This window comes from Planotetraspora kaengkrachanensis (genome assembly GCF_016862895.1).
GTDB classification, from domain to species: domain Bacteria; phylum Actinomycetota; class Actinomycetes; order Streptosporangiales; family Streptosporangiaceae; genus Planotetraspora; species Planotetraspora kaengkrachanensis.
Window position 1 is genome coordinate 111,016 of the sequence record NZ_BONV01000006.1, and the last position, 25,905, is coordinate 136,920.

26 protein-coding genes are annotated in these 25,905 nt (G+C 70.5%); 14 read left to right on the forward strand and 12 right to left on the reverse strand.

Features of this window, described 5'->3' with window-relative positions:
• Positions 1–51 precede the first annotated feature (51 nt).
• The 3 genes from Pka01_RS10320 (at position 52) to Pka01_RS10330 (ending at position 2,480) form a co-directional block, all read left to right on the forward strand.
• The gene (locus Pka01_RS10320; RefSeq protein ID WP_203882436.1) at positions 52–1,026 is read left to right on the forward strand and encodes a zinc-binding alcohol dehydrogenase family protein; all 975 of its coding nucleotides are present in this window, start codon (positions 52–54) and stop codon (positions 1,024–1,026) included.
• Positions 1,027–1,186: 160 nt separating this feature from the next.
• Positions 1,187–1,705, forward strand: coding sequence for a YetF domain-containing protein (locus tag Pka01_RS10325; RefSeq protein WP_203882437.1), 519 nt, complete (start codon positions 1,187–1,189; stop codon positions 1,703–1,705).
• A gap of 97 nt (positions 1,706–1,802) precedes the next feature.
• Positions 1,803–2,480, forward strand: coding sequence for a class I SAM-dependent methyltransferase (locus Pka01_RS10330; RefSeq protein ID WP_203882438.1), 678 nt, complete (start codon positions 1,803–1,805; stop codon positions 2,478–2,480).
• Between the two features lie 52 nt (positions 2,481–2,532).
• Here the strand turns inward: Pka01_RS10330 and Pka01_RS10335 are convergent, their stop codons facing one another.
• The 7 genes from Pka01_RS10335 to Pka01_RS10365 form a co-directional block, all read right to left on the reverse strand.
• On the reverse strand, positions 2,533–3,564 hold the full coding sequence (locus Pka01_RS10335; RefSeq protein ID WP_203882439.1) for an LLM class oxidoreductase: 1,032 nt from the start codon (positions 3,562–3,564) through the stop codon (positions 2,533–2,535).
• A gap of 134 nt (positions 3,565–3,698) precedes the next feature.
• Positions 3,699–4,319 (reverse strand): methylated-DNA--[protein]-cysteine S-methyltransferase, encoded by a 621-nt coding sequence (locus Pka01_RS10340; protein WP_203882440.1) that lies wholly within the window; start codon positions 4,317–4,319, stop codon positions 3,699–3,701.
• A complete protein-coding gene (locus Pka01_RS10345; protein WP_203882441.1) occupies positions 4,316–4,810 on the reverse strand; it encodes an RNA polymerase sigma factor in 495 nt (164 codons plus the stop codon). The genes Pka01_RS10340 and Pka01_RS10345 overlap by 4 nt, the downstream gene beginning before the upstream one ends.
• 49 nt (positions 4,811–4,859) lie before the next feature.
• Positions 4,860–5,360 (reverse strand): methylated-DNA--[protein]-cysteine S-methyltransferase, encoded by a 501-nt coding sequence (locus Pka01_RS10350; protein WP_203882442.1) that lies wholly within the window; start codon positions 5,358–5,360, stop codon positions 4,860–4,862.
• Between the two features lie 169 nt (positions 5,361–5,529).
• On the reverse strand, positions 5,530–6,150 hold the full coding sequence (locus tag Pka01_RS10355; protein WP_203882443.1) for a response regulator transcription factor: 621 nt from the start codon (positions 6,148–6,150) through the stop codon (positions 5,530–5,532).
• Positions 6,147–8,015, reverse strand: coding sequence for a sensor histidine kinase (locus Pka01_RS10360; RefSeq protein ID WP_203882444.1), 1,869 nt, complete (start codon positions 8,013–8,015; stop codon positions 6,147–6,149). Before Pka01_RS10360 ends, Pka01_RS10355 begins: the two co-directional genes overlap by 4 nt.
• Before the next feature lie 4 nt (positions 8,016–8,019).
• Positions 8,020–8,610 (reverse strand): hypothetical protein, encoded by a 591-nt coding sequence (locus tag Pka01_RS10365; RefSeq protein WP_203882445.1) that lies wholly within the window; start codon positions 8,608–8,610, stop codon positions 8,020–8,022.
• A gap of 196 nt (positions 8,611–8,806) precedes the next feature.
• Between Pka01_RS10365 and Pka01_RS10370 the strand changes: the two genes are divergently transcribed.
• Positions 8,807–9,757 carry a methyltransferase domain-containing protein gene (locus Pka01_RS10370; protein WP_203882446.1) on the forward strand — a complete coding sequence of 317 codons (951 nt, stop codon included), beginning with the start codon at positions 8,807–8,809 and terminating at the stop codon, positions 9,755–9,757.
• A gap of 16 nt (positions 9,758–9,773) precedes the next feature.
• Positions 9,774–10,391, forward strand: coding sequence for a GNAT family N-acetyltransferase (locus Pka01_RS10375; protein ID WP_203882447.1), 618 nt, complete (start codon positions 9,774–9,776; stop codon positions 10,389–10,391).
• 173 nt (positions 10,392–10,564) lie between these two features.
• On the opposite strand, the gene Pka01_RS10380 is transcribed toward Pka01_RS10375, so the two are convergent.
• The 3 genes from Pka01_RS10380 to Pka01_RS10390 are packed head-to-tail and all read right to left on the reverse strand — an operon-like array spanning position 10,565 to position 12,827.
• Entirely contained in the window at positions 10,565–11,542 is a 978-nt protein-coding gene (locus tag Pka01_RS10380) for an ABC transporter permease (RefSeq protein ID WP_203882448.1), read from the reverse strand.
• Complete coding sequence (locus Pka01_RS10385; RefSeq protein ID WP_203882449.1) at positions 11,539–12,423, reverse strand: ABC transporter ATP-binding protein; 885 nt, start codon at positions 12,421–12,423, stop codon at positions 11,539–11,541. The genes Pka01_RS10380 and Pka01_RS10385 overlap by 4 nt, the downstream gene beginning before the upstream one ends.
• Entirely contained in the window at positions 12,420–12,827 is a 408-nt protein-coding gene (locus tag Pka01_RS10390) for a GntR family transcriptional regulator (protein WP_203882450.1), read from the reverse strand. Before Pka01_RS10390 ends, Pka01_RS10385 begins: the two co-directional genes overlap by 4 nt.
• Positions 12,828–13,029: 202 nt before the next feature.
• Here Pka01_RS10390 and Pka01_RS10395 point away from each other — a divergent pair, with 202 nt between their 5' ends.
• The 7 genes from Pka01_RS10395 (at position 13,030) to Pka01_RS10425 (ending at position 22,551) form a co-directional block, all read left to right on the forward strand.
• Entirely contained in the window at positions 13,030–14,025 is a 996-nt protein-coding gene (locus tag Pka01_RS10395) for a LacI family DNA-binding transcriptional regulator (RefSeq protein WP_203882451.1), read from the forward strand.
• A 524-nt stretch (positions 14,026–14,549) separates the two neighbouring features.
• Positions 14,550–15,722 (forward strand): hypothetical protein, encoded by a 1,173-nt coding sequence (locus Pka01_RS10400; protein ID WP_203882452.1) that lies wholly within the window; start codon positions 14,550–14,552, stop codon positions 15,720–15,722.
• A gap of 25 nt (positions 15,723–15,747) precedes the next feature.
• Positions 15,748–17,001, forward strand: coding sequence for an extracellular solute-binding protein (locus Pka01_RS10405; RefSeq protein ID WP_203882453.1), 1,254 nt, complete (start codon positions 15,748–15,750; stop codon positions 16,999–17,001).
• Positions 17,002–17,044: 43 nt separating this feature from the next.
• On the forward strand, positions 17,045–18,106 hold the full coding sequence (locus Pka01_RS10410; RefSeq protein ID WP_203882454.1) for a carbohydrate ABC transporter permease: 1,062 nt from the start codon (positions 17,045–17,047) through the stop codon (positions 18,104–18,106).
• Entirely contained in the window at positions 18,096–18,968 is an 873-nt protein-coding gene (locus tag Pka01_RS10415) for a carbohydrate ABC transporter permease (RefSeq protein ID WP_203882455.1), read from the forward strand. Before Pka01_RS10410 ends, Pka01_RS10415 begins: the two co-directional genes overlap by 11 nt.
• Positions 18,965–20,776 (forward strand): alpha-galactosidase, encoded by a 1,812-nt coding sequence (locus tag Pka01_RS10420; RefSeq protein ID WP_203882456.1) that lies wholly within the window; start codon positions 18,965–18,967, stop codon positions 20,774–20,776. Before Pka01_RS10415 ends, Pka01_RS10420 begins: the two co-directional genes overlap by 4 nt.
• Before the next feature lie 38 nt (positions 20,777–20,814).
• Positions 20,815–22,551 (forward strand): right-handed parallel beta-helix repeat-containing protein, encoded by a 1,737-nt coding sequence (locus Pka01_RS10425; RefSeq protein ID WP_203882457.1) that lies wholly within the window; start codon positions 20,815–20,817, stop codon positions 22,549–22,551.
• 33 nt (positions 22,552–22,584) lie between these two features.
• Here the strand turns inward: Pka01_RS10425 and Pka01_RS10430 are convergent, their stop codons facing one another.
• Positions 22,585–23,286, reverse strand: coding sequence for an SDR family NAD(P)-dependent oxidoreductase (locus Pka01_RS10430; protein ID WP_203882458.1), 702 nt, complete (start codon positions 23,284–23,286; stop codon positions 22,585–22,587).
• Between the two features lie 130 nt (positions 23,287–23,416).
• On the opposite strand from Pka01_RS10430, the gene Pka01_RS10435 reads away from it, so the two are divergent.
• Positions 23,417–24,334 carry a helix-turn-helix domain-containing protein gene (locus tag Pka01_RS10435; RefSeq protein ID WP_203882459.1) on the forward strand — a complete coding sequence of 306 codons (918 nt, stop codon included), beginning with the start codon at positions 23,417–23,419 and terminating at the stop codon, positions 24,332–24,334.
• Here the strand turns inward: Pka01_RS10435 and Pka01_RS10440 are convergent.
• Entirely contained in the window at positions 24,291–24,869 is a 579-nt protein-coding gene (locus Pka01_RS10440) for a phosphatase PAP2 family protein (RefSeq protein ID WP_203882460.1), read from the reverse strand. The two genes, Pka01_RS10435 and Pka01_RS10440, sit on opposite strands and share 44 nt — an antisense overlap.
• 189 nt (positions 24,870–25,058) lie before the next feature.
• On the opposite strand from Pka01_RS10440, the gene Pka01_RS10445 reads away from it, so the two are divergent.
• Positions 25,059–25,904 (forward strand): GNAT family N-acetyltransferase, encoded by an 846-nt coding sequence (locus tag Pka01_RS10445; protein ID WP_203882461.1) that lies wholly within the window; start codon positions 25,059–25,061, stop codon positions 25,902–25,904.
• The last annotated feature ends 1 nt before the right edge of the window (position 25,905 follow it).

A 25,905-nucleotide genomic window follows, 5' to 3' on the forward strand; every position in this document is an offset into this window, starting at 1 on the left:
CGGCCGGTTTCCGATCACGCCCTCGACCGTCGACCATCGAGAGGAGTCGTGATGCGCGCCATCGTCATCGAGAGGTTCGGCGGGCCGGACTGCCTCGTCTACACGGAACTGCCTGAGCCCGAGCCCCTGGCCGGTCATGTCGTCATCGAGGTCAAGGCGTTCGGCCTCAACCATGCCGAGATGCACATGCGCAGAGGGGAGTGGGCGGAGGCCGCGAGGGTCAGCGGCATCGAGTGCGTCGGGCTGGTGAAGGCCTGTCCCGGCGGGGAGTTCCCCGTCGGCGCCAAGGTCGCGGCGCTGATGGGGGGCCTCGGGCGGACCATCGACGGCAGCTACGCGGAATACACCAGGGCGCCCGCGTCGAACGTGGCGCTCATCGAGTCGGAGCTGCCCTGGGCCGAGCTCGCCGCAGTACCGGAGACCTACGCCACGGCGTGGACCTGCCTGTTCCGTAATCTGGAGATCACGCGAGGGCAGACGCTGGTCGTCCGGGGCGCGACCTCCGCCTTCGGCCAGGCCGCGCTCAACCTCGCGGTGGACGCCGGAGCGCGGGTCGTCGCCACCACGCGCGACCGGGGGCGCTTCGCCCTGCTGGAGGGGCTCGGCGCGGACCGCGCCGAGATCGAAGGCCCGGGGCTCTCCCAGCGCATCGACGAGGCCAAGAGGATCGACGCGGTGCTCGACCTCGTGGGCAACAGCACGATCCTCGACTCCCTGGCGATGTTGCGCCGGGGTGGACGCGCCTGCCTGGCCGGCTGGCTGGGAGGCCTCGATCCGATCGCCGGCTTCGACCCGCTGTCGCAGATGGCGAGCGGGGTCCATCTGACCTTCTTCGCCAGTTTCGTGTTCGGGACGCCGGGCTTCCCGCTGTCCGACGTGCCGCTGCAGGCGATCGCGGAGCAGGTGGCGGCGGGCCGGCTGAAGGCCGGGCCGTCGCGCGTGTTCGGCTTCGAGGAGATACGCGAGGCGCATCGGGTGATGGAGGCCGGCGAGGCCGTAGGCAAGATGGTCGTCGTGGTCGCCTGACCGGACGGTTCCGGAGGACGGGTTCATGTCGGACGGCCGGGTCGAGCCTGCGGGGGCGTATCGTCCGGAGGGGCGTCCGACGTGCTCGCCGCCCCGGTCCTGTACGCGGCGGCGCTTCCGGCTCGCCGCGCGATCGCCACGCCGGCCGAGGGGAGCAGGCTTGGACAGCTTCGGCGACGCCCTCATCGGCGACTGGCATCGCGCCGTCTACGCCGCCGTGAAGGCGGTCGCCTTGTTCGTCACCGCGGCCGTGGCGTTCCGGCTCACTGAACGCAGGACCATGGCGGAGTTCGCCCCGTTCGACTGGGTCGCGGCCGTCGCGGTCGGCGCCCTGGTGGGGCGGACCGCCACCGCGACCGACGCCGCGTGGCTGACCGGCGCCGCCGCGCTGGTGGCCCTGCTCGCGGTCCACGCGGCCGTCACCAGGCTGCGCCTCCTGCCGGTGATCAGCCGCCTGGTCGACCCGCCGTTGCGCGTCCTCATCCACGACGGTCAGGTGAACAGGCGCAACCTGCGCCGGTGCGGGCTCACCGAGGCCGACCTCGACGCCGTCCTGCGTCAGCACGGGCACGCCGGTCCTTCGGGTGTCCACCTGGCGATCTTCGAGGCCAAGGGCGCCGTCTCCGTCCTGCCGCACCCGGACGCGCCGTCGCCGCCAGGCGGCGCCCTCCCACGTTAACGATCACCACATGTCCGGATTTTGATACGAAGCCTCTTGATATATGGACATATGAGATGATCGCCGTGCGTTGTGGACATGGAAGGCGACGATCGAGATGACCTCTCCCATGAACGACACCCGCGCGTACGCCCGGCGACTGGCCGCGCAGTACGTCGAGCAGGGCGACCCGACGGGCTGGTTCGAGCCGCTGTACGCCGCGGCCGACCGCGGGGAGACCGTGGTGCCGTGGGCGGACCGCGAGCCCAACCCGCACCTCGTCACCTGGGCCGGGTCGCGTGGCCTGTCCGGAGCCGGCCGTACGGCCCTGGTCGTCGGATGCGGCCTCGGCGACGACGCCGAGTACCTCGCCGGGCTGGGCTTCGCGGTGACGGCGTTCGACGTGGCGCCGAGCGCGATCGAGGGGGCGCGCCGCCGCTTCCCCGGCTCTCCGGTCCGCTACGTCGCGGCCGACCTGCTGGCGACGCCGGAAGAGTGGCGGGCCGGGTTCGACCTCGTCGTCGAGATCTACACCCTGCAGGTGCTGACGGGGCGGTCCCGCGAGAACGCCATCGCCCGGGTCTCCTCGCTCGTGGCGCCGGACGGCACGCTCCTGGTGATCGCCAGGGCCAGACTCGACGACGAGCCCGCGGGGGAGATGCCGTGGCCGCTGACCCGGGACGACATCGAGTCGTTCACCGGCCACGGCCTCGAGCCCGCCGAGATCGTCGACTTCGACGACGACGAGGATCCTCCGAAGCGGCGCTGGCGGGCCGAGTTCCGCGCCGCCGGATAGCGCGCGCCGGGAGGACGCCGCCGGATAGCGCGCGCCGGGAGGACGCCGCCGGTCACGGCATCGTCCACCGCCGCCGGGCGGGACGCGGCGGCCGCGGGTCATCGCCTGCCTGGCCGTCGGGACGGGGCAGGCCGAGGCGGGCACGCAGGCCCGCCGTGCCGTACCGGTGCCGGAAGACGCCCCTGGCCTGCAGTTCCGGCACCAGCCCGCGGACGATCATGGACAGGTCGTGCGTGAGCACGCCGGGGTGCAGGCGGAAGCCGTCCAGCCCCGCCGAGCGCCAGTCCAGCATCAGGCCGACGAGGCCCGTGGGGGTGCCCGCGTAGACGAGGGCGTCCGAGGTGAACTCCACGCCGTCGAAGTCGTCCAGCCGCGCCTTCCTGCCCGCGGCCACCCCGGGATGGAGGTCGAGGAAGACCACGAGGTCCGCGAAGATCTTCAGACGGGCCCCGGTACGGCCGGCGGCCCTCTCCGCGGCGCGCACCTCGTCCACGATCATGGTGGCGTCCAGCCAGTCCCGCGGGGTCACGTGGACGACGTCGCAGCTCCGCGCGGCGAACTCGTACGGCGCGGGGCCGCGGGCCAGTGAGATCACCGGCGGCTGCCCGTCGGGGAAGCCGTCCCACGACCGCCGGACCTCGTTGACGACGCCGGACGCCTCTCCGGGGCCGCCGGAGACCCCCGGGTGCCATCCCGCGCGCCCGTTGCTGAGGCGGTCGAGCGTGGCGATCGCGTGGGCGACGTGGTCGTGCCGGCCGGCGATCGCGCCGGTGGCGGGGATCAGGCCGATCCTCGAGGACAGCGGCGCGACCTCGGTCGCGATCAGAGTCGGGTCCGGTGCGCCGCGGCCGTGGCCGGAACCGCGTGACCAGCCGGATCCGTCCCGCGAGGACTCGGCTGACCACCCGGGTCCGGCCTCGGGCCCGCCGAAGGTGACGTAGTCGAGCAGGCCCTGCTCGGCCTCCTTCACCAGGCGGACCCAGTATCCGGCGCTGAACGGCACGTCCGGCCGCAGGCCCGGTGCGCGCCACGCGGCCGGATGTCCGCCGGCGCCGTCCAGTGCCGCGGCGAGATGCAGGTTCATGCTCTCTCCTGGGACGGGTGGCGTGACCGAGATCGCGGTGAATCCGCCTGCGGTAACGAGAACGCCGGCCGTCGGCAGGAGGCGATACGAATGCCTACTTTTATAGCAGGAAATACATGCTTTTGGTGATCTTGTCAGGCCGCGCTCTCCAGCGCCAGCAGCGCCCGCTTGGCGTCGGGGCCGCCGGCGTACCCTCCGGGGCTGCCGTCGGAGCGCACCACCCGGTGGCACGGCACGACGACGGGGAGCGGGTTCGTGGCACAGGCGGTGCCCACCGCGCGGACCGCGCGGGGACTGCCCGCGGCGGCGGCGACCTGGGCGTAGCTCTCGGTACGGCCGTAGCCGATGTCGCGCAGGTGCGTCAGCACCTCACGCCGGAACCCCTTCGACAGCCGCCAGTCCAGCGGGAGGTCGAAACGCGTCCGGCGTCCGGCGAAGTACTCCTCCAGTTGACGGCTCACGCCGTCCAGGCGGGCGGGCGCGGCCAGGATGCGAGGGCTGACCTCGTCGGCGAGCCGCTGCAGCACGGCGTCGTGGTCCTGGACGGCGAAGGCGACCTTCACCAGCCCCTCGACGGTCGCGGCCAGCAGGAGCGACCCGACGGGGGTGTCCAGTGTCCGGTAGGCGACGTCGAGGACCCCCTCGCGCCGCGCCTGATCGACGAGGCGTTCGTGGAGCCGGGCCATCGCGGGCGCGTCCTGGACGGGAAGCGCCGCGAACAGGCGCCCGTGCCGCGGGTCGGATGCGGTCGTCATCGAGCCACTCCGCTCTGATCGGTGAATCTGGGATAGGTGTCGCGCAGGGTCCTGATGCCGTCGGCCGCCGCCCTGCGCGCGGCATCCGTGCTCCCGCCGCACATGGCGGCGATCTCCTTGTACGGCAGGCCGGCCAGGTAGTGGTAGGCCACCGCCTGGCGCTGCCGGTCGGGCAGCGCCTTGAGCGCCCGCCACAGGTCGCCGTCCCAGTCCTCGGGGCGGCCCGCGAGGCCGGCACGCTCAGGAAGCGACTCCACGGGCGTGGGTCTGCGCGCGGCGGCGCGGGTGACGTCGACGGCCTTCCTGTGGGCGATCGTCACCAGCCACGCCTCGACGTTGGCGTCCGCCGGCAGGTCCGGATAGGCCTTCAGCGCCGAGACGAACGTCTCGGACCAGGCGTCCTCCGCGTCCTGAGGCCCGAGTACGGCCCGGCACACGCGCAGCACCACAGGCCCGTATTCGGCCACGATCTGCTCGAACGGTCGTCGCATGGTCACCTCTGGTAGACGCGCGGGCGCCTGGGAACGTGAGATCCGCGGCTCAGAACAGCCTCGCCGCCTTCCGCTCCGCAGGCTCCTCCAGGTCGAGGAGGAAGCGCTTGCGGTCCAGCCCCCCGGCGTACCCGGTCAGGCCGCCGTCCGCGCCGACCACCCGGTGGCAGGGGACGATGACGGAGATGGGATTGCGGGCGTTCGCCGAGCCGACGGCCTGCGCCAGCGAGGCGTCGCCCAGGTGCCGGGCCAGGTCCCCGTACGTGCGGGTCTCGCCGAAGGGGATCTCCGTCAGCAGGCGCCACACCCGCTGCTGGAACTCGTTTCCCCGCGGCGCCAGCGGAAGGTCGAAGCGGGTCCGCGGGCCCGCGAAGTATTCGCCCAGCTGGCGCCGGACCTCGGTGAAGTCCGCGTCGTCGCGGGCTCCCCACTCCCCGGGCCCGGGGCCGCGCAGGTGGCCTTCGAAGTACAGGCCGCACAGCGTGCCGCCCTCGGCGACCGCAAGCAGGTCGCCCACGGGTGACGCGATGACGGTATGGGTCCTGGACATGGTGCTCCGCCCTTTCCGCGGTCCGGGCCGCCTGCGCGGCCGTCTCACACCCTGAAGACGCCCGGCGGCGCAGGAACGTGAGCCTCGGGACGCGAGTTTCCGGACGCGGGCCCCCGGGAAGCGTGACGCCGCGGAGAACGCGACGCCGCGGACGCGCGACCGGCGGCGGTCAGCCGCCGATCCCGGCGTCGCGGGCGCGGGCGATCGCCTCGCCGCGGTGCCGGGCGCCCAGCTTGAGCAGCACGTTGGACACGTGGTTCTGCACGGTCTTGACGCTGATGCCCAGACGCAGCGCGATCGCGTCGTTGTCGAGCCCCGCCGCCATCCGCTCGAGGATACTCAGCTCTCTTTCTGTGAGCTGGGGGAACGGGCCGGGGTCCGCCGCGCCGGCGAACACGCGATCGGCGACCGAGGCGTCGAGGATCGCCTGGTCGGCGTGGACCGCGGCGAGCGCGCGCAGGATCTCCTCGGAGGAGGCGTCCTTGAGCACGTAGCCCCGGGCGCCCGCCCGTAACGCCCTTCTGACCAGCGCGGTGTCGGAGTGCATGGTCAGGACGAGCACGCGGACGTCCGGCGTGCGCCGCCTGATCTGCTCGGTGGCCTCCACCCCGCCGCCGCCCGGCATGTGCAGGTCCATCACCACGACGTCGGGCCGGGTCGCGGCGACCGTCTCGACGGCGGACGCGGTGTCCCAGGCCTCTCCGACGACCTCCGCCTCCGGCACGCTGTCGAGCAGCCGGCACAGGCCCATGCGGAACACCGGGTGGTCGTCGGCCACCACGACCCTCATCGCGCCTCCAGTGGGAAGACGGCCGTGACCGTGGTTCCGTGATCCGTCGTGATCGCGAATTCGCCTCCGATCGAGGCCACGCGCCTGCGCATGGACGAGATCCCGACGCCCGCGACGTAGCCGGGCCCGATGCCGAGGCCGTCGTCGCGCACCTCGATCGTCAGGGATCCGCCGGCCTGTTCCATTCGCACGGCGCAGGTTCGAGCGTCCGCGTGGCGGAGCGCGTTGGTGACCGCCTCGAGGACGACGAGGTAGGCGGCCTCGGCCACGGCGGGCGGCGGGTCGACGATCCCCGAGACGGTCAGCGTGCAGCCGATGTCGAGGGCCGCGCACCGCTGGACGTGCTCGCGCACGGCCGTCACCAGACCGAGGTCGGCGACCGGGCCGGGCCGCACGGCGTCGATGATGCGGCGCACCTCGCGCGCGGCCAGCCGCACCTGGTCGCTGATGATCCGCAGGTCGCGGCCTTCCCGGCTCCCCGGCTCGAACTCCCTGCGTACCCCGTCGAGACCGAGCCCGGCCCCGGAAAGCAGCGGACCGAGGCCGTCGTGCAGATCCTGCCGGAGCCGGCGCCGTTCCTCGGCCGTGGAGTGGATCGTCATCTCCCGTGCCCGGTCGAGTTCGGCCGACAGGCGCGCGGCCGCGAGGGCGGCCGCGATGTGATGGCCGAGTTCGGCGATGAGCCGGCGGTCCTTATCGTCGTACGGCTCCCGCCCGGCCCGCGGGCCGACGACCAGGGCGCCGAGCCGCTCGTCCTGCGCCACCAGCGGCGTGCTGATCGGATCGGGTCCCGGTTCGCCTGCTCGGGCGATCTCCTCCGGCACCCCGTCGGTGAGCAGCGTGATCGTGACGCCGGGGCTGCGCAGCGCGGTCGCCGTCACGGACGCGGACCGGCGGGCGATCTCGCTCACCGTCGACGCCCCCGCCAGCTCCGTCCGCAGCTTCGCCAGCGCGTCGAGCGGGCGGTCGCGGTAGCCGTACAGCAGGGCGCTCATCCTGCGCTGGAACAGGCGGCGCCCGGACTCGACCAGGGCCGCGACGACGCCGGCGGCGAGCAGCGCCACCTGCGGGGAGACGACCTGGCTGAGGGCCGTGCCGAGCACCGCCACCGCGACGAGGTACGCGGAGAACGCCAGGCCGGTGACGGCCAGGTAGACGAACGTGCGCCGGATGACGAGGTCGATGCCGTACAGCCGGTATCTGAGGATCGCGAGGGCGATCGCCACCGTGGGCGCGATCGGGATGAGCAGGAACGCCGTCTGGAGGACGTGGTGGGGCAGCAGATCGACGACGGCCTCGACCAGGACCGCGTAGCCGGCGGCGTACAGCAACAACCTGATCTGCCTGCGGGCGACCTGGCCCGACCTGATCCACCGGACGACCAGGGAAGCGAGGCTGAGCAGTGCGACGACGACCACCAGCAGGCCGACGAGGTCCGTCGTGTCGAAGACGGCGACCAGGATCGTGGCCGCCACACCCGCCCAGACCACCGGCCACCACCGGGGGGTGACCGGGCGGCCGTCGGGGAACAGCGCGGGCAGCACGGTGAACAGCGGTACGACGGAGAACGCCCAGATCCAGCGCGTCACCCAGTCGGCGGCCTCCCATCCGGGCCAGTGGCCGGCCGCGTATCCCCAAAGGAGCACCTGCAGGCCTGCGGCCGCTCCCATGGACAGCAGGACCAGGCCGATCCGGTCGCCCCCCCGGGACCGGATCAGCGCGACTCCCGCCACCGTGTGCACGACGGCCTGCGAGGTGTTCTGGGCGAGCGCCCAGCCCGCACCGGTCGCCCGAAGTACGAGAACGGTGCCGACGGCGGTGAGCACCAGGACCACCGCCGCCACGACCTGGGCCGCCCTTTTCACGGGCTCAGCGTGCGCCGCTGGTCTCGGGCACGGCCAGCGGGGCCGGACGCCGCAGGCCCTGCACGATCAGGGCGACGCCGAACACGGCCAGGATCACGGAGTCGGTGTACTGCACGACGAAGCCCAGCACGAGCCCTCCGATCACGGCGGCGCCCCACCAGCGCGCGCCCTTGTCGAGCAGGAAGGCCACGCCGCTGACCAAAACGCCCAGATAGAAGACGTACGTTAGCATTTCGATCACCATGAAGGCGTCCGGTAGGTCGCCCCTGCCCAGCACGCCGCCCCAGACGATCGCGGCCACGGTCACCACGATGTGTGCGAGCGGCGCGGACGTCTGCATCGCCGCTCCGACGCTTCCCAGACGGCGCTCGCGGTCCCTCCTGCGCGCCCACAACGCGATGAAGGCGAAGGGGAAGAGCACCCAGTACCACTGGACGGTGACCCGGCCGATCCACTGCTCCGGCTCCGGCAGGCCGGCCGAGTGGACGTGGTCGACGATCGCGTACTGCGCAGTCATCAGTGCGGCGCCCAGCAGGAGCGCCGCACCGACGGCCTGCAGAGGGACGCCGGCGAGCCGGTTGACGAGGTTTCGCATCGTTGGCCTTCCTTGTTCGGTTGGCTCCGATGTTGCGTGCGGCCCTTCCCGGGAGGCATCGGGCAGAACTCCCGGCCGTCCGGGAGCTTCCACCGGCTCGCCGCGACTTCCCCCGGGCCTTCTCTGCGCCTGCGCGGGTTCGTTCCCATGAACCGCAACAAATGTTGACAAGCGTCCATTAGGCAACATATGTTGCGTGCCCGTGACCTTGATGGGAGAAGACGAGCAGGCCGGCCGTACCGCGGACGATGTGGCCGGCGAGGGCGGGTTGGCGGCTCTTCGGCGGTTGACCAAGACGATCTCCGCCATGGAGACCCGGCGAACAACGATCATTGAGGAACTGCGCCGCCAGGAGCGGGCAAGCTGGGAAGAAATCGGCCGGGCGTGCGGCATGACCCGGCAGGGCGCGACCCGCCGCTGGTCCCGCCGGCTCCAGGCGGGCTCGTTCGGCGCCGCGGCGGAGGCCTACCATCGGGGGCGTCCCGGATACCCGCTGTCGTCGCTCGAGTGGCTGATACCGCGCGCCGCCAGGCGGGTCCTCGACCTGGGCGCGGGCACAGGGAAGTTCACGCGGCTCCTGGTCGAGGCCGGCCTGAAGGTCTTCGCCGTCGAACCCTCCGAGGGCATGCGCGCCCGGTTGTCCGCCGCCGTCCCTGCCGCGATCGTCCACGAGGGCTCCGCCGAACGCATCCCGCTCCAGGACGGCAGCGTCGACGCCGTCGTCGTCGCACAGGCCTGGCACTGGGTCGACCCCGATCTCGCGCTGCCGGAGGTGGCGCGCGTCCTCGTCCCCGGCGGGACGCTGGCTCTGCTCTGGAACATCCGCGACAACGCCGAGCCATGGGTCGCCGACCTCGACGGCATCCTGCACCAGCACACCAGGCAGGCGATCGACACACAGCCGCCGATCGGCGAGCCGTTCAGCCGCCCCGAACGGCTGGAGATCCGATGGAACCAGGTCATGACCCGGGCCGAACTGCTCGACATGGTCGCGTCCCGCAGCTACGTCATCACCCTTCCCGATCCCGACAGGCTGCGACTGCTGGGCGAAGTGGAGGCACTCCTCGACTCGCATCCCGACCTCAAGGGCCGGAGTGAGATCACCATGCCGTACCTCACTCGGTGCACCCGTGTCCGCCGCCACTGACCGACAGGCCGATCACATGACCGCGTACCCGCTCCCGCCCGAGTCCTTCACCGTCCGCAGGCTGACCGCCGAGGACGCCGAGGAATACCGCGCCTTCCGCCTGGAGGCGCTGCGGCACGCGCCCACGGCGTTCACCTCGACCTTCGGCGAGGAGAGCGCCAAGCCGTTGTCGGCGACGATCGACCGGCTGGCCGCCGCCGGGAGACCCCACGACGCGGTGGTCGGCGCCTACGACCGCGGCCGGAACCTGGTCGGCGTCGCCGGCCTGGCGGTGTCCGCTCGTCGCCAGGAGCGCCACAAGGCGACGCTGTTCGGCATGGCCGTCGCGCCACACGCCACCGGCCAGGGCATCGGGAAGATGCTGGTGAGGCGGATCCTGGACCTCGCCGCCGCCGTCGACGACCTCCTTCAGGTGGGCCTGACCGTCTCCGAGGGCAACCTCCCCGCCGAACGCCTCTACCGCTCGTGCGGGTTCCAGGTCTGGGGTCGGGAGCCGCGGGCGGTCATCAACGACGGAACGGCCATCGCGAAGCTGCACATGGTCCGCATGCTCGACGAACCGGTCCTGCCCTCGGCGATCCGGCCCGGCGCGTTCGCAGTAGCGCAGGGTGTGTGCCCAACGTCGAGGTCATGAGTGCTGCTGAAGGGCACGGCCCGGCGCACGCGGGCCGTTCGCAGGACGGAGGTTTTCCGCGACAGGAACGGTGGCCGGTGAGACGGGGGGCCCCGTCGTCGACGGCATGCCGCCCAGGAGGGAACCTGGGCGGCGTCATCTCACACACAGGGCGAACGTCGCCTGAGAAGGCACTAGACGAGGCGGCTGCGGATCCGCCAGACGGCCAGGAAGAGCAGGAGCGCGGCCAGAGCCGTGAACAGGCCGGCCTCGATGAACTGGAGCGGCCAGAAGTTACCGGCCGGCTGGTAGAGCTGGAAGTTGTAGGCGCCCGGCTCGAAGTCGGCGCAGGGCCCTCCGGGCTGGCCGACCACAGTGGGGGAGCACTGGATCTGCTGGCCTGACGAGACCACCTCACCCGCGGCGTTCTTGATCCCCACCGAGAAGATCCAGTCGCCGAGCGAGGGGTTGGGGCGCTGACCGCCTATCACGGGGAAGGTGCGCTCCAGAGCAGGCAGCACGTGCCCGCGCACCTGCTGGAGCACGACGAAGCGCAGGACGAGGAAGCCGGCGAGCGCCGCCGCCATCGCCGGGAGCACCCGCTGCCAGACGGTTCCCGCGAAGACGCCGAGCGCCACCGCGAAGAGCGCGTACGCCACCGGCACGACGCCCTGGACGTCGAAGCTGAGCTCGCTCAGCCGCCCCCGGCCCGCGTCGTTGAGCGGTTCGAGCCACCACGACACCAGCAGCGCGTAGCCTGCGGAGACCACCGTGGTCGCGGCGATGATCAGGCCGAACTTGACCCAGGCCCAGCGCATACGGCTCACCCCCTGGGTCCACACCAGGCGGTGGGTGCCGTGCTCCAGTTCCCTGGCGACCAGCGGGGCACCCCAGAACAGCCCCGCCAGCAGTGGCAGGAAGACGAGCAACATGCTGAACGTGGTCGCCGTTTCGTAGCGGGTGGTGAAGACGTCGGCGAGGGAACCGCAGTCGGTGCTCCCCGTGAGGAACTCCGCGCTGCCCACCTCGCGCAGGCAGCGCGCGAGCCCGCTGTCGGTGAAGGCGTTCCGCATGGAGATGCCTGTCGGGACCAGCACGGCGGCCAGCGCCGCCAGGCCCAGCGCGGCGACGAGCGCCTGTCTGCGATGCTGCCGCCAGGTCAGCCAGATCATTTCGCGACTCCCAACACGGGCCGGCCGGGAGCCGGCTGGGCGAGATAGGCCAGGACGAGGTCTTCCAGGGTGACGTCGTGCACGGTCCAGGCGGGGTCGGGGATCGGCCCGCTCGTCCGGACCAACAGGGTGGTCTGCTTGTCGGTGTGGCTCTCCCGGATCACCGCCGCCACGCCCGCGATGTCGGCTCGTTGGCGGCGGGGACCGATCAGCGCCTTGTGCTCGCTCACCAGCTCGTCCACGCCGCCGAGCAGCTGCACGTGTGCGGTCTGGAGCACGATCAGGTAGTCGCAGACCCGCTCCAGATCGCCGAGCAGATGGGACGACAGCAGCACGGTGGTGTCGCCGTCGGCGACGGCGCCCATCAGCACCTGCATGAACTCGCGGCGGGCCAGCGGGTCCAGGCTGGCGACCGGCTCGTCGAGCAGGAGCAGTTCGGGCCGCTTGGCCAGCGCCAGGGCCAGCGCGACCTGGGCGCGCTGGCCGCCGGACAACGTCTCGACCCTGCGGTCGAGCGGGAGGCCGAGCCGCTCCATCCGGTCCCGGGCGAGCGGGGTGTCCCAGCGACGGCTGAGCCGGGCGCCCATGGTGATCAGCTCGGCCACGGTGAAGTCCGGGTAGAGCGGGGTGTCCTGGGCGACGAATCCGACGCGGTCCAGCAGGTCGCGGTCGCCGTACGGGCTGCGCCCCAGTACGTGCAGTTCGCCTTCGGTCGGATGGAGCAGGCCGACGGCGAGGTTCAACAGGGTGGACTTGCCCGCGCCGTTCGGGCCGACGAGGGCGGCCACGCGTCCGGCGGGAACATGTAACGAGCAGTCTTTGAGCGCCCAGTTGCGCTTGAACCGCTTGCCGAGGCCGTGTGCCTCCAGAGCCGTGCTCACGCTATTTCCTCCCTTTTCTCGTCGTCTTGAAAGGTGGCGCGCATCGTGGTCTGGATCAGTGCGACCACGTCCTCCTGTTCCAGCCCTGCCGTACGGGCCCTGCGCAGCCAGCCGACCAGTTCGCGGCGTAACTCGGCCTGCCCGGCGAGGGAGGGGCCCGCCAGGGTGCGGCGGACGAACGTGCCGACCCCCGGCCTGCCCTCCACCAGGCCTTCCGCTTCGAGATGGCGGTAGGCCTTCAGCACGGTGTTGGGGTTGATCGCCAGCGACTCGGCCACAGCGCGCACCTTGGGCAGCTGGTCGCCCGGCTCGATCAACCCGGTCCGCAGCCCCTGTTTGACCTGCTGAACGAGTTGCATGTACGGCGCCACCTGGGAGTGGCCGTCAAGCAGGAACTCGATCACTCGGAGATCCTCCTCTCTATTGTCTTATGACAATAGGACAATGAGACAACGATGCGATCGCGAACCTCGGCTGTCAAGGGGTGTTCCGCTGATCGCCGGGCGGGCGTACGGCCGCCAGGCCCGCGCGTGACCGGACTGCCTGCCCGTCAGGTCTGGCCGTATAGTGACATCACGCGTCGTCCGTATCGATCAAAAGGGAGCCATGGCCAAGGTCGGAATCAGCGACGTCGCCGCTCGTGCCGGGGTCAGCGAAGCGACCGTCAGCCGTGTGCTCAACCGCCGTGGCGTGGTCGCCGCCGGCACGCGCAGGGTCGTGGAGGACGCGATCCGCGAGCTCGGATACGACCGCGGAGGGCAGAGCCAGCTGGTCATCGTCTTGACCCCCGGCCTCGCCCAGCCCTTCTTCGGGCGCCTCTGCGAGCTGATCGAGTCGGCGCTGGCTCCCCAGGGGTTCAAGGCGGTCGTGTGCTCCACGACGGTCGGCGGGTTCCAGGAGATCGACTTCATCACCTCCACCATGGACCTGGGGATCGCGGGCGCCGTGTTCGCCTCGGCGAGCAACACGCTGATCGGCGCCGACCCCGCGCCCTACCGGCTGCTGCAGGAACGCCAGATCCCGTTCGTCTCGATGAACGGCGCGATCGAGGGCGTGCCCGCCCCCAGCTTCTCCACGAACGACAAGGTGGCGGCGGCGCTCGCCGTCGACCATCTGTGGAACCTCGGCCACCGCGAGATCGGCATGATCGTCGGCCCGGTCGGGAACCGCCCGAGCGAGCGCCGGCTCGACGGGTTCGTCGAGTCGATGAACGCGCGCGGAGTCGAGGACCCGCAGCGGCTGGTCGCGCACCAGGTCTACACCGTCGAGGGCGGGATGTCGGCCGCAGAGACCCTGCTCGACCAGGGCGCCACCGCGATCGTCGCCGCGAGCGACTACATGGCCCTCGGCGCCATCCGCACGGCGGTCCGCCGCGGCCTGTCCGTGCCGGGCGACGTGTCCATCGTCGGTTACGACGACTCCCAGATCATGGGCTTCGTCGACCCGCCTCTCACGACGGTCAGGCAGCCGATCGAGCGGATCGCCCAGGCGATCTCGTCCACCATGGTGCACCTGGTCAACAGGCGGCCGGTGCCGGCGGGGGAGCTGATGTTCGACCCCGAGCTGATCATCCGCGGCTCGACGGCCGCACCCCGCGCGTAGACCCCCACAGGCCTTCCCTGTTCCGAGGACGGCCCTCGTCACCGTCGCCCGATTCGCCCGCGCCGTGCTCGGCGTGGGCGGCGACCGCCCCCTGCGAGCGTCGCCGTCCTCGGATACGCAGCCGAGGTGTACGTCGGCTGACTGCATGACCTCTGCCGGGCCGTGACGCGAAGTCCTTCTCTGCCACCCGTGCTGCGAAAGACCTGCTGACCAGGCCGTCCGCACGATGCCACGGAACATCCGACGCCATGTTGCCGTCTTGTAATGCACACCTTTGTCGTGCCGTTGACGTGTTTATGACGTGTATGTAACACTCACTTTCCATGACAGGGAAGACGCCGCCCGGCGCGCATGCCGCAGGGCGGGATCTGAATCGCCTATCTGGACATGTTCGGGTTGATTCGAGCATGCGTGATCTTGTCGAGTCTTTCATTTGGGCGTCAGAACGTTCCAATGAGTGGGTTCAGACGGGACGAGATCCCAGATATCTCCCGAGTTACTGGGCCGGCCTCACGGACCGGCCGATGTTCTATTCGAGAGACCTCGCCCACCAAATGCTCGGCGCCCATCTGCTGGGATTGGACGCGGAGAACCTTTCGATGCTCCGGCATTTCGCCGGATCGTCGAACGGCGAACGCGTCTGGTATCCGTTGTGGGCGTTCGAGTTCGACGGCACGCCCGCCGCCATCGACTATCACTCCGACGACGACTTCGTGCGCGAGGTCCCGGCGCCTTTCGAACTCGTGGAGAAGGCGGTCGAGCAGTACCGCTGGACGGCGGACGACAGGTTCCTGCTCGCTCCGGAGATCGCGTCGTTCGTGCGCACCACGATGACGTCGTTCGTCGAGGCCCATGACCCTCTCGGCACGGGCGTCGCCGGCGAACGCGGCACCGGGGACATCTTCCAGGGGACGGCCACCTACAACGAGGTGGACCGGCCGCCGTACCTGCAGGTCGCGGCCGACGGGATCGCGAGCCAGTGGGCGGCGCACCGGGCGCTGGGCTCCGTCACGGGGTCGGCGCTCGACGAGGACTTCGCCGCGTGGAACCGCGAGCGGGCCGGGCGACTGGGCGAGCATTTCTCCAGCTCATGGTGGCTGCCGGACGACCGGCACTACGCGGCGGGCTTCACCGCCGACGGGCCGGTCGGCGGGTTCCGTCTGGAGAGCACGTGGTTCCCGGCGGTCAAGGGGATCATGGGCGTCGACCGCCGATCGGACGCGCACCTCGACTTCCTGCGATCCGGGCTCGAGACGGCGCCGCCGTCGAACATCGAGGCCTTCACCTACCTCCCTGAGGCCTTCCTCCGTTACGGCCGGGACGACGAGGCGCTGCGGTGGATCCGGTTCCTCGCCGGCTCCCGCGCGGACTACCCGGAGGTCCCCTTCACGCACGTCGCCCACGTCGCGGTGGGCCTGACCGGTCTGGAGCCGGGCGCGAAGGAGGGCGTCGTCCACACCCGCTCCCATCTTCCGGCCGGCGAATGGATCGAGGTCGCGGACGTACCGGTCGGCGCCTCCGTCGTCGGAGTGCGCCATGAGGGCAGGCGGAGCACCGAGTTCCAGGTGACCGCGGGACCAGGCGTGACCTGGTCCTCCACCTGGGACGGCGGGCGTGTCACCACGGTCGACGTGCCGAACGGTTCACGCGTACGCGCAGGCGCGGACGGCAGCGTCGTCGTGCTCCGTGAGCAGTGACAGATCACTAACAAAGGAGACCCCCTTGCAGGGAAAGGCACTCGCCACCGTCACGGCCGCCGCCTCGTTACTCGCGCTCGCCGCGTGCAGCAGTGAGCCGAGCGGAGACTCGGCCGGCGCCGGGACCACCACGATCACCTACGCCTTCTGGGGCAACAACGACGAGTCCGCCACCATCAAGTCGATGATCACGGCGTTCGAGAAGGCGAACCCCACGATCAAGGTCGAGGCCAACTGGATCCAGAGCGACTACGAGCAGAAGCTCCAGACGTCGATCGCCGGCGGCGATGCCCCGACCGTGGCACAGATCTCCAACACCGCGTTGCCGAGCTTCGCCAACGCGTTCACGCCGGTCCAGGTCGACTCGGGCGTCTACTACTCTCAGGCCGTCGCGAAGGCCGGCAACGTCGGGGGCACAGACTACGCGGTCCCCTTCGTCGCGAAGAGCAAGGTCATGGCGGTCAACAAGGCCATGTTCGACTCGGCGGGCATCACCGTTCCGTCCGGATCGGCGCCGATCAGCACCCAGGACTTCGTGTCCGCGGCCAAGAAGCTGACGTCCGGGTCGGGGGAGAAGAAGGTCTATGGCTCCGCGCCGCTGTGGTACGACGGCTGGCTGATCGCGGAGGGCGGTTCGTACTACAGCCCGGACGGCCAGACGTGCACCATGGGCAACGCCGACGGAATCCGCGCCGCGCAGACCGTGGTCGGCTCCACCAGGCCCGACGGGTTCGCGCCCAACCCCACCGACGCCCAGGGCCAGGACATGTTCCAGTGGTTCGCGGACCAGAAGGTCGCGATGTTGCCCGACTTCGGCCCATGGAACATCGCCAAGATCGCCGCGCTGGACACGTCGAAGTTCCTCATCGTGCCGATGCCCGGCAAGGGGGAGCCGATGGAGGTCGACAGCCTCGGCATCGCGAAGTCGGCGACGGAGGCGGAGGTCGCCGCGGCGAAGACCTTCACGAAGTTCATGAGCACGAGCCCTGACGCCCAGAACCTGCTGGCGTCGACGACGTCCGCGCTCGGCGTCCCGGTCATCCAGGGATCCCTCGAGTCCTTCAAGGCGATCGCACCGCGAGTGAACCTCCAGGCCTTCACCGACGCGGTCACCAACGCGGTCACCACGCCCTATGTGAAGGACAAGGTGAAGATCGAGAGCACGTTCTCCACCGATCTGAACTCCCGCACCGCGATCGGCTCGGGCAACGAGGACCCGGCGACCGTGCTGCCGGAGCTTCAGTCGCAGTGCCAGCAGATGCTCGACGCGACCAAGTAGTCACCGGAGCCGCCCACAGGTGGCGTAGAGAGAGAAAATCGACATGTCGGACATCGTGCAGAGCCTCGAGGGAGTTCTCGAACGGCTGCACATCGATGTGGGACTTAGGCCCATCCTGTCCTTCGTCATCCTGCTGGCCGCCGTGTTCGCCGTTGTCTACGCCGCCCTGTGGGGGGCCGTCCGGGCACGCTGGATCACGCGGAACACCGCGGCGTTCTGGGTCTTCGTCTCGCCGTGGATCGTCGGCTTCCTCGTGTTCACGGGAGGGCCGATGGTGTACTCCCTGGTTCTGTCGTTCACGGACTGGAACCTCATCGACCCGGCGAAGTTCGTCGGGATCGCCAACTACAGGGAAGCCTTCTCCGATCCCGATCTCGGGCAGGCGCTCAAGGTCACGCTCACGTACGCGGTCGTCAGCGTTCCGCTGCAGACGGTGCTGTCGCTGGCCGTCGCGCTGCTGATGAACATCAAGGTGCGTGGCATCCACGTGTTCCGCACGATCTGGTACCTGCCGTCGCTGGTCACCGGCGTGGCCCAGGCGGTGCTGTTCATCTGGGTGTTCAACCCTGGCTACGGCCTGGCCAACGGGCTGCTCCGCGTGTTCGGCATCGAGGGACCCAAGTGGCTCTTCGACGCGCACTGGGCTCTGCCGACAGTGATCATCATGAGCCTCTGGACGGTCGGCGGGAACATGATCATCTATCTCGCCGGACTGCAGGACATCTCCAAGGAGCTCTACGAGGCCGCGGAGATCGACGGCGCCAACCGGTGGCGCTCCCTGTGGAACATCACGATTCCGCAGGTGAGCCCGGTCATCTTCTTCAACGTGGTCACCGGGCTCATCTACGCGATGCAGACGTTCACCCAGGGGTACGTGGTCACCCACAACGGGGGCGGCCCGGCCGACTCGCTCCTGTTCTACGTGCTTTATCTCTACAACAACGCGTTCTCCTTCTTCCGGATGGGATACGCGTCGGCCCTGGCCTGGATCTTCTTCATCATGATCATGGTGCTCACCGCGGTGGTGTTCCGGGGAAGCGCCTTCTGGGTCTACTACGAATCGCAACGACCGAAGGAGCGAAGGCGGCGTGTCCATGTCGGCTAGCACGAGGGCGCTGACTGCGAAAGGCGGAGGAGGGCCGCGACGCGAGCCGCTCGGGACCCGGATCCTCGCGCTCACCTTGCTCGTGGTCGGGTCGATCGGCTTCGTCTATCCGTTCCTCTGGATGATCGCGACCGCGCTGCGTACGCCGGAGGGCGTCTCGCACGGGGGAGTGTCCCTCTGGCCCATCCAGTGGCAGTGGTCCAACTTCGCCGACGGTCTCGGGTCGTTCCCCTTCTGGGCGTACCTCCGCAATTCACTGCTGAGCACGCTCGTGCCGGTCGCCGCGGTGGTCTTCTCCTCATCGCTGGTCGGATTCGCGTTCGCGCGGATCCGGGCCCGGGGATCCGGCGTGCTGTTCGCGATCGTCCTGTCGACCCTCCTGCTGCCGCAGGAGGTGACCATCGTGCCGCAGTTCATCCTGTTCAAGGATCTCGACATGATCGACACACTGTGGCCGATCATCGTGCCGACCTTCTTCGGGTCCGCGTTCTTCATCTTCCTTTACCGGCAGTTCTATCTGCGGCTGCCGGCGGCTTTGACGGACGCCGCCCTCATCGACGGGGCGGGCTGGTTCCGCATCTGGTTCTCCATTTATCTGCCGCTTTCCCGTCCGATCATCATCGCCACCGCGGTGCTGCAGTTCATGTCGTATTGGAACAACTTCTTCCAGGCCGCCATTTACCTGACGACGGACCGGTGGAAGACGCTGCCTCTCGCCCTGGCCGGATTCCAGTCGGTCAACGGAACGAACACTCCGCTATTGATGGCCACCGCACTGGTGGTGACCCTTCCATGCGTCCTGCTTTTCTTCATCGCCCAGCGTCACATCATCGGCGGAATATCTTTCACGGGGAGCAAATGACCGACGTCGCATCGCCGTCGACCGTTACCTTCTGGCTGCCTGGCACGGCGCAGGCGCCGCCAGAGACGCCCGTCGTGCTGGCCGGGAGCAGTCCCGGCGTCGGGCTCCGATTGCAGGCGACCCGTTCGGCCGGTGTGCGCGTGCGGGAACTCCGCGACGGCGTCTTCGAGATCGTGTTCCCCACGCGCGGTGAGCCGCTCGGCCTCACCGCGACGATCCCCGCGACCGACGCCGCCGCGTGGTGGCGTCCCGGCAGCACGGTGCCGCACGCCACCATTCCGCCGTCATGGGCGGAGTCGGTCGACACGACCGCCCTGCAGGGACTTCCGGTCGGGGCTCTGCTCGCGACGCACGACGTGACGAGGCTGGTCTATGCGGTCGACGCCGGCACGAACGTGACCACCGTGCGGGCCGGTCTCGTGGAGGAGACCGCCGATTTTGCGATCATGGTCGCGGTCGGCGCCACGGATACGTCGGAGCAGGTGAGGCTGCTGCTGGACGCGTCCGGCCGCGGCTTCGCCGAGGCCGTGCCCGAGGCGGGACGGTGGCTCCAGGGAGCGGAGGGCCACCGTGCGGCACCGGGGGCGGAGGATCCGGTCCTGTGCACCTGGTACTTCGCGCACCAGCACGTCTCCGCCGACGCCGTCCTCGCGCAGGCCGACCGCGCCACGGCGATGGGATTCGGCACGGTGATCATCGACGACGGCTGGCAGACGACGTCGCACGGCCGGGGATACGGATCGTGCGGCGACTGGGAGGTCGCCGAGGAGAAGTTCCCCGACGCGGCCGGTCTGGTCGAGGAACTGCGCGGCCGGGGCCTGCGCACCGTCTGGTGGGTCGGCACCCCCTTCCTCGGGAATCAGGCGAAAGCCCGCGGCCTGGGCCTCGCGACGCTGCGCGACCGGCCGGAGCTCGAGGCGGAGGTGCTGGATCCGCGGGATCCGCCCACTCGCGCCTACCTGGTCGGGCGGATCCGCGACCTCGTCGCACGGACGCGGGCCGACGGGCTCAAGCTCGACTTCCTGGAGGAGTTCGCCGACCCCGGAGCGCCGGGGTCCGTCGCCGCGGCCGCCGACACCGTGGCCGAGATCGTCGACACGCTGCGGGCCCTCGGCTCGGAGCCGCTGATCGAGTTCCGTGAGCCGTACGTGCACCCCGCCGTCGGGCGGTCCGCCTCGATGATCCGCGTCGGCGACTGCCCGCTGAACGCGGTCCAGAACCGCATCGGCATCCTCGACCTCCGCCTCGCGCGGCCGGGCACGCCGATCCACAGCGACCCGATCATGTGGGCGGAGGGCGACAGCCCGGAGCGGGTCGCCCATCATCTGATCAATGCGCTGCTGGGCGTGCCGCAGGTCTCCATGGATCTGGCGCGGCTTCCCGAGGACCAGTCCGACGCTCTGGCGTTCTGGCTCGGCGTCTGGCGCGAACACCGCGACCTGCTCCTGCACGGCCGCCTGGTGCCGGAGCGCCCCGACCTGCTGTATCCGGTCGCCGGCGCGCACGAGGGCGGCAGGCACCTCGTCGCGAGGTACGCGCCGCACGCGATCCGGGTTCCCGAGGGGGACTGGACGGAGTTGCTGGTCGCGAACGCCGACGACAGCCCTCCGATCCTGCTGAACGAGGCGGGCGAGATCCGTGCCGGCCTGGAGATCTGGGACGCCAGGGGTCGGCTGCTCGCAGACGGCGACGTCGTCCTGGCCACCGGGCCCCAGGCGCTGACCGTTCCCTCCGGAGGACTCGCCCGGCTGCGCCGAGTCGTCGAGTCGCCCTCGCCGTACCCCGAGCCCGGAAGCGGGGGCGCGTGACGGGAGCCCGCGAGAACGTCAGCGAGGAGGCCCGGCCCGTGCCGGTCCTGCTGGACGTCACCGGTTTCGGGGCGGTTCCCGGGAGCCGGTCGGATGCGGGGCCTGCGGTGGCGGCGGCTTTGGCGGCCGCCGCCGCCGTGGGCGGGCCTGTGGTGGTGCGGTTTGCGCCGGGGGAGTATCACCTGTGGCCGGAGGGTGCGGCGCGGCGTGAGTTGTATGTGTCCAACACGGTGGGGGACGATCCGGCGTTCCGGGTCAAGACGATCGCGTTGTTGATCGAGTCGGTGGACGATCTGGTCATCGTGGGGGAGGGTGCCCGGCTGGTCCTGCACGGGGTGCAGACGACGTTCGCGGTGATCGATTCGCGGCGAGTGCGCCTGCAGGGTCTGGAGTTCGACTTCGCGGTGCCGACGGTGGTCGACGCCACGGTGGTGGATGCGGGCATCGCGGCAGGGCGGGCGTTTCGGGTGATCCGGGTGCCGGAGGCCACGCTGTTCGCTGTGGAGGGTGCTTCGGTCCGCTGGCACGGTGAGGTCGTCGGCTCCGGTGGGGTGGCGTGGCAAGGGTGGGACGCGCTGGATTACACGCAGATCCACGATCCCGCCGTGGGGCGGACGTGGCGCGGTGCCAATCCCCTGTTCGAGCACGTCCGGTCGATCCGGTCGGTGGGGGAGCGTGAGATCCGGATCGATTATGAGCATGCCGAGATGCCGGCCGATGGGGGGCTGGTCTATCAGATGCGGTCGACGACGCGTGATCATCCGGGTGGGCTGGTGCTGGACAGCTCTGAGGTGACGTTGTCGGGGGTGCGGTTCCGGTTCCTGCATGGGTTCGGGGTGGTCGCGCAGATGAGCCGGGACGTCACCGTCGAGCAGTGCGAGTTTCAGACTCCGCCGGGTAGTGGGCGGCACAGTGCGGGGTTCGCGGATTTCGTGCAGTTCTCCGGCTGTTCGGGACAGGTGGCGGTGCGGGATTGTGTGTTCGATGGGCCGCATGATGATCCGATCAACATCCACGGCACCTACCTGCGTGTCGCGGGGCAGCCGGATCGGCGGACTCTTGCGTTGGAGTATGTGCATCGGGAGACGGCGGGGTTCGCGCAGTTCGCGCCGGGTGATGTGGTGGAGGTCGTGGATCGGGCCACGCTCGAGCCGGTCGCGTCGGCGACGGTGGAGCAGGTGTGGCAGCCGAGCGGGCGTGACCACGATCGGCCGTTGCGCGGCATCGTGGTGAGGGTCGATACCGAGTTGCCGGGTGATCTGGCCGGGTGGGCGGCGGTGGAGAACGTGACGCGGACGCCGGCTGTGCATATTGCTCGGAATGTGTTCCGTAATGTGCCGACGCGAGGGGTGTTGGTGACCACCCGGCGTCGTGTCGTCATCGAGGGCAATCGGTTCGAGCGGATGGGGATGGCCGGGGTTCATGTCTCGGGGGATGCGGATGAGTGGTGGGAGTCGGGGCCGGTGCGGGATCTGACGATTCGGGGTAACGAGTTCGTCGAGCCGGGTGGTCCGGCGGTATTTGTGGATCCGAGGAACTCCCGGAGCGGTCCGGGGTGTGCGGTTCACAGTGGTGTGGTCGTCGAGGGCAACCGGTTCGTGCTCGATGGTGTGCCCGCGCTCGATGCCAAGAGCACCCGCGGCATCCGGTTCACGGGCAATCACATCGTCAGGCATGGCCGGGCGATGCCCGACGTGGTCCTGCGCTCGTGCTCCGACGCGGACATCGAGGCGGGCGCCGGGGAACGGCCGCCCCGGGTCACCGAGATCGGATGAGCGGCGCCGGCCACCGGCCGGGGCGTACGGGCGTCACCACGGCGCGTCGCCCGCAAGATCGAAGAAGGTGCCGGTGGGACCGCCAGGGCCGATGATCGCGGCCTGGACGATCACCTCCGCGCCCTGCTCGACCGTCTGGATCCCGTGGCCGCTCAGGCCGTGGAGGTCGGTCGCGGTGAGGCCGGGTTCGACGGCGTTGACGCGCATCTCCGGGAGCCCCTTGGCGTACTGCACGGTGAGCATGTTCACCGCCGCCTTGGACGACGCGTAAAGGGGAAGCGTGTAGGCGCTCTGGGCGCGGCCGGGGTCGGTGACCACTCCGAACGAGCCCAGGTAGGTGCTGACGTTGACGATCACGGGGGACGCGGATCCACGCAGCAGAGGCAGGAACGCCTGGGTGACGCGGACGACGCCGAAGACGTTCACGTCGTAGACGGAGCGGGCGGCGCCGATCGAGACGTCGCCGGGCCCCACCATGCCTTCGAAGATCCCCGCGTTGTTGACCAGGACGTCGAGCCGGCCCTCCGCACGGGCGAGCTCCTCCGCCGCCGCGGCGACGGAGGCGTCGTCGGTGACGTCGAGGAGCACGAACCGGGCGCCCAGTTCGGCGGCGGCCGCACGGCCGCGGCCGGCGTCGCGGGCCCCGATGTAGACGGTGTGCCCGAGCGCGAGGAGCCGGCGGGCGGTTTCGCGGCCGAGGCCCTTGTTGGCCCCGGTGACGAGCGTGACGGTCATCGGTGATCTCCTTCGGTCGCGGATTCCGGCCTCGAGTCTCGATCCCCCGCCTGACCTGCAGGGGAGGCCCCGCTCATCCTGGGATTGGCAGGGACAGTCACGCCCGGCGGAAGGCGGTTAGCCTCGACTCGTGGACACGACCAACGCGCTGGGCGCCTACCTGCGCGCACGACGCGATCTGGTCCGGCCCGAGGACGTCGGCCTGATCGCCGGCGGGCGGAGGCGGGTGCCCGGCCTCCGCCGCGAGGAGCTGGCGATGCTGGCCGGCATCAGCTCCGACTACTACCTGCGTCTGGAGCAGGGACGTGGCCGGCATCCGTCCGCCCAGATACTCGACGCGCTCGCCGGGGCACTGCGGCTCGACGCGGCGGCCACCGCTCACCTGCACCAGCTGGCCCGGCCGAGGGTCCGCCGCAGCCCGCGCCCGCGCGCCGAGCGGGTCCCCGCCGGGATCGCGCAGCTCGTCGACCAGTTCCCCATGCCCGCCTACGTGTACGGCAGATACATGGACGTGCTGGCGGCCAACGCCCTCGCCCGTGCGCTGTCGCCCAACTTCAGGCCCGGCCGCAACGTGCTGCGGCAGGTGTTCCTCGATCCCGGCGATCGCGAGCTGTACCTGGACTGGGAGCGCGCGACGGCCGGGGTTGTGGGCGGTCTGCGCGCCGCGGCGGGGGCAGACCCCGAGGATCCGCGCCTGGCGGCGCTGGTCGGCGAGCTGTCGATCCGCAGCGATCGTTTCCGGACCCTCTGGGCCCGCGCCGAGGTCGGGCATCGCCGGGACGGCACGAGCCACCTGATGCATCCGAAGGTCGGCGAGCTGCACCTGCGGCACGAGAAGCTCGTCATTCCCGGAGCGGACGGGCTGCAGCTCATCATTTACCACACCGAGCCCGGGACGGAGTCGGCCCAGGCACTCGCTCTCCTCGGGTCGATCGCGGCCACCGAGGAGCTCGAGGCGGCCGCGGGAAAGGATGACGCCGTCCGTGGAACGCCGCGGGCGCCGGTCAGTGATCCCCGGGACGCCGGCGCAGCGGGATCGACGTCGTGAGCACGGCGGCGATCGCGAAGCACGCGCCCCCGATCACGTCGACGGGGTAGTGGTAGCCGCTGCCGACGAGTCCGATCCCCGCCATGACGGTCACGACGGCGGCGACGGCCGCGGCCACGGCCCGTGCCGTCCCCGGTGCCGCCAGTACGGCGAGCACGGTGAGCGCGGCGACGAGGCTGACGGTGTGGCCGCTCGGATAGGCGAGGTAGCCATTGAGCGGGCGGTCGAACAGCGGTTTGAGCACCCAGGTGTTCAGCGCCACCGGGAGCAGCGTTCCGGCCAGGCAGAAGGCCGCCGCGTCCCATCGGCGCCGCACCGCGCAGGCGAGGGCCGTCAGTGCGATCAGGGGGATGAGGACGTACGGCTCCGTCGGCAGGAGGAGCAGGCGGAGCAGCAGGGTGTCCCGCGAGAACTCCTCGACGATCCAGCGCTGGAGCCCCCCTTCGACGGGGCCGGGCCGATCTCCGGCCACCCACAAGCCCAGTCCCAGCGTGACCGTCGCCGTGACGGCCGCGCCTGCGCCTTTCCCGCTCATCACGCCTGGACCTTATCCGGGGCGTCGCGGCGCGAAAACGTGGGTGTGACGCGCCCACCTTTCCTGCCGCCGTCTCACCTAGCGTGTTGCGAAGACGCCGCCGTGACGCCGGGCAGCGGGCGGGGCCGACCAGCCCCCGCCAAGGCGCGGCCGCGCGGGTGGGGGAGTCCTTGTTCGAAAGGATCGGCGATGGCGGATTTCAGCATTACCAACGCGAGCGCGGAGGACATCAGACGCATCGGCGGATGGGCCGCCGACGAGGGCTGGAACCCGGGCAGGTCGGACGGGCAGGCCTTCTTCTCCGCCGATCCGCACGGCTTCTTCATCGGGAGGCTCGAAGGAGAGGCCGTGGCGTCGATATCCGCCATCAGGTACGGAACCGATTTCGGGTTCATCGGGTTGTACATCGCCCGGCCGTCGGTCCGCGGGCAGGGCTACGGGATCCAGGTCTGGCGGGCGGGCATGGAACACCTGGCCGGCCGCAACATCGGGCTCGACGGGGTGGTCGAGCAGCAGGACAACTATCAGACGTCGGGGTTCAGGCGCGCCTGGAACAACCTCCGCTTCGAGGGCGTCCCGCTGGGCGCGGACGCGCTGGGCGACGTCACGCTGATCGACGCGCGGGCGGTTCCGTTCGACCGGATCGCCGCCTACGACCGCCGGTTCTTCCCCGCGCCGCGCGACGCGTTCCTGTCCTCGTGGATCGGCCTGCCCGACCGTACGGCTCTCGCGGCCGTGCGCGACGGACGGCTGCACGGTCTCGGCGTCATACGGGCCGCGGGCACGGCGCCGCGCGTTGGGCCGCTCTACGCCTCCTCTCTGGACGTCGCGATCGCGCTGATGAACGCGCTGGCGGCCAGCGTGCCGGGGTCGCCCGTCGTCGTCGACGTCCCCGACATCAACAAGGCGTCGGTGCAGATGATGGAGCGGCTCGGACTGGAGCCGGTCTTCGAGGCGGCCCGGATGTACACCGGTCCCGTGCCCGACGTCGACCTGCCCGGAATCTACGCCGTCACCAGCATCGAACTGGGCTAGG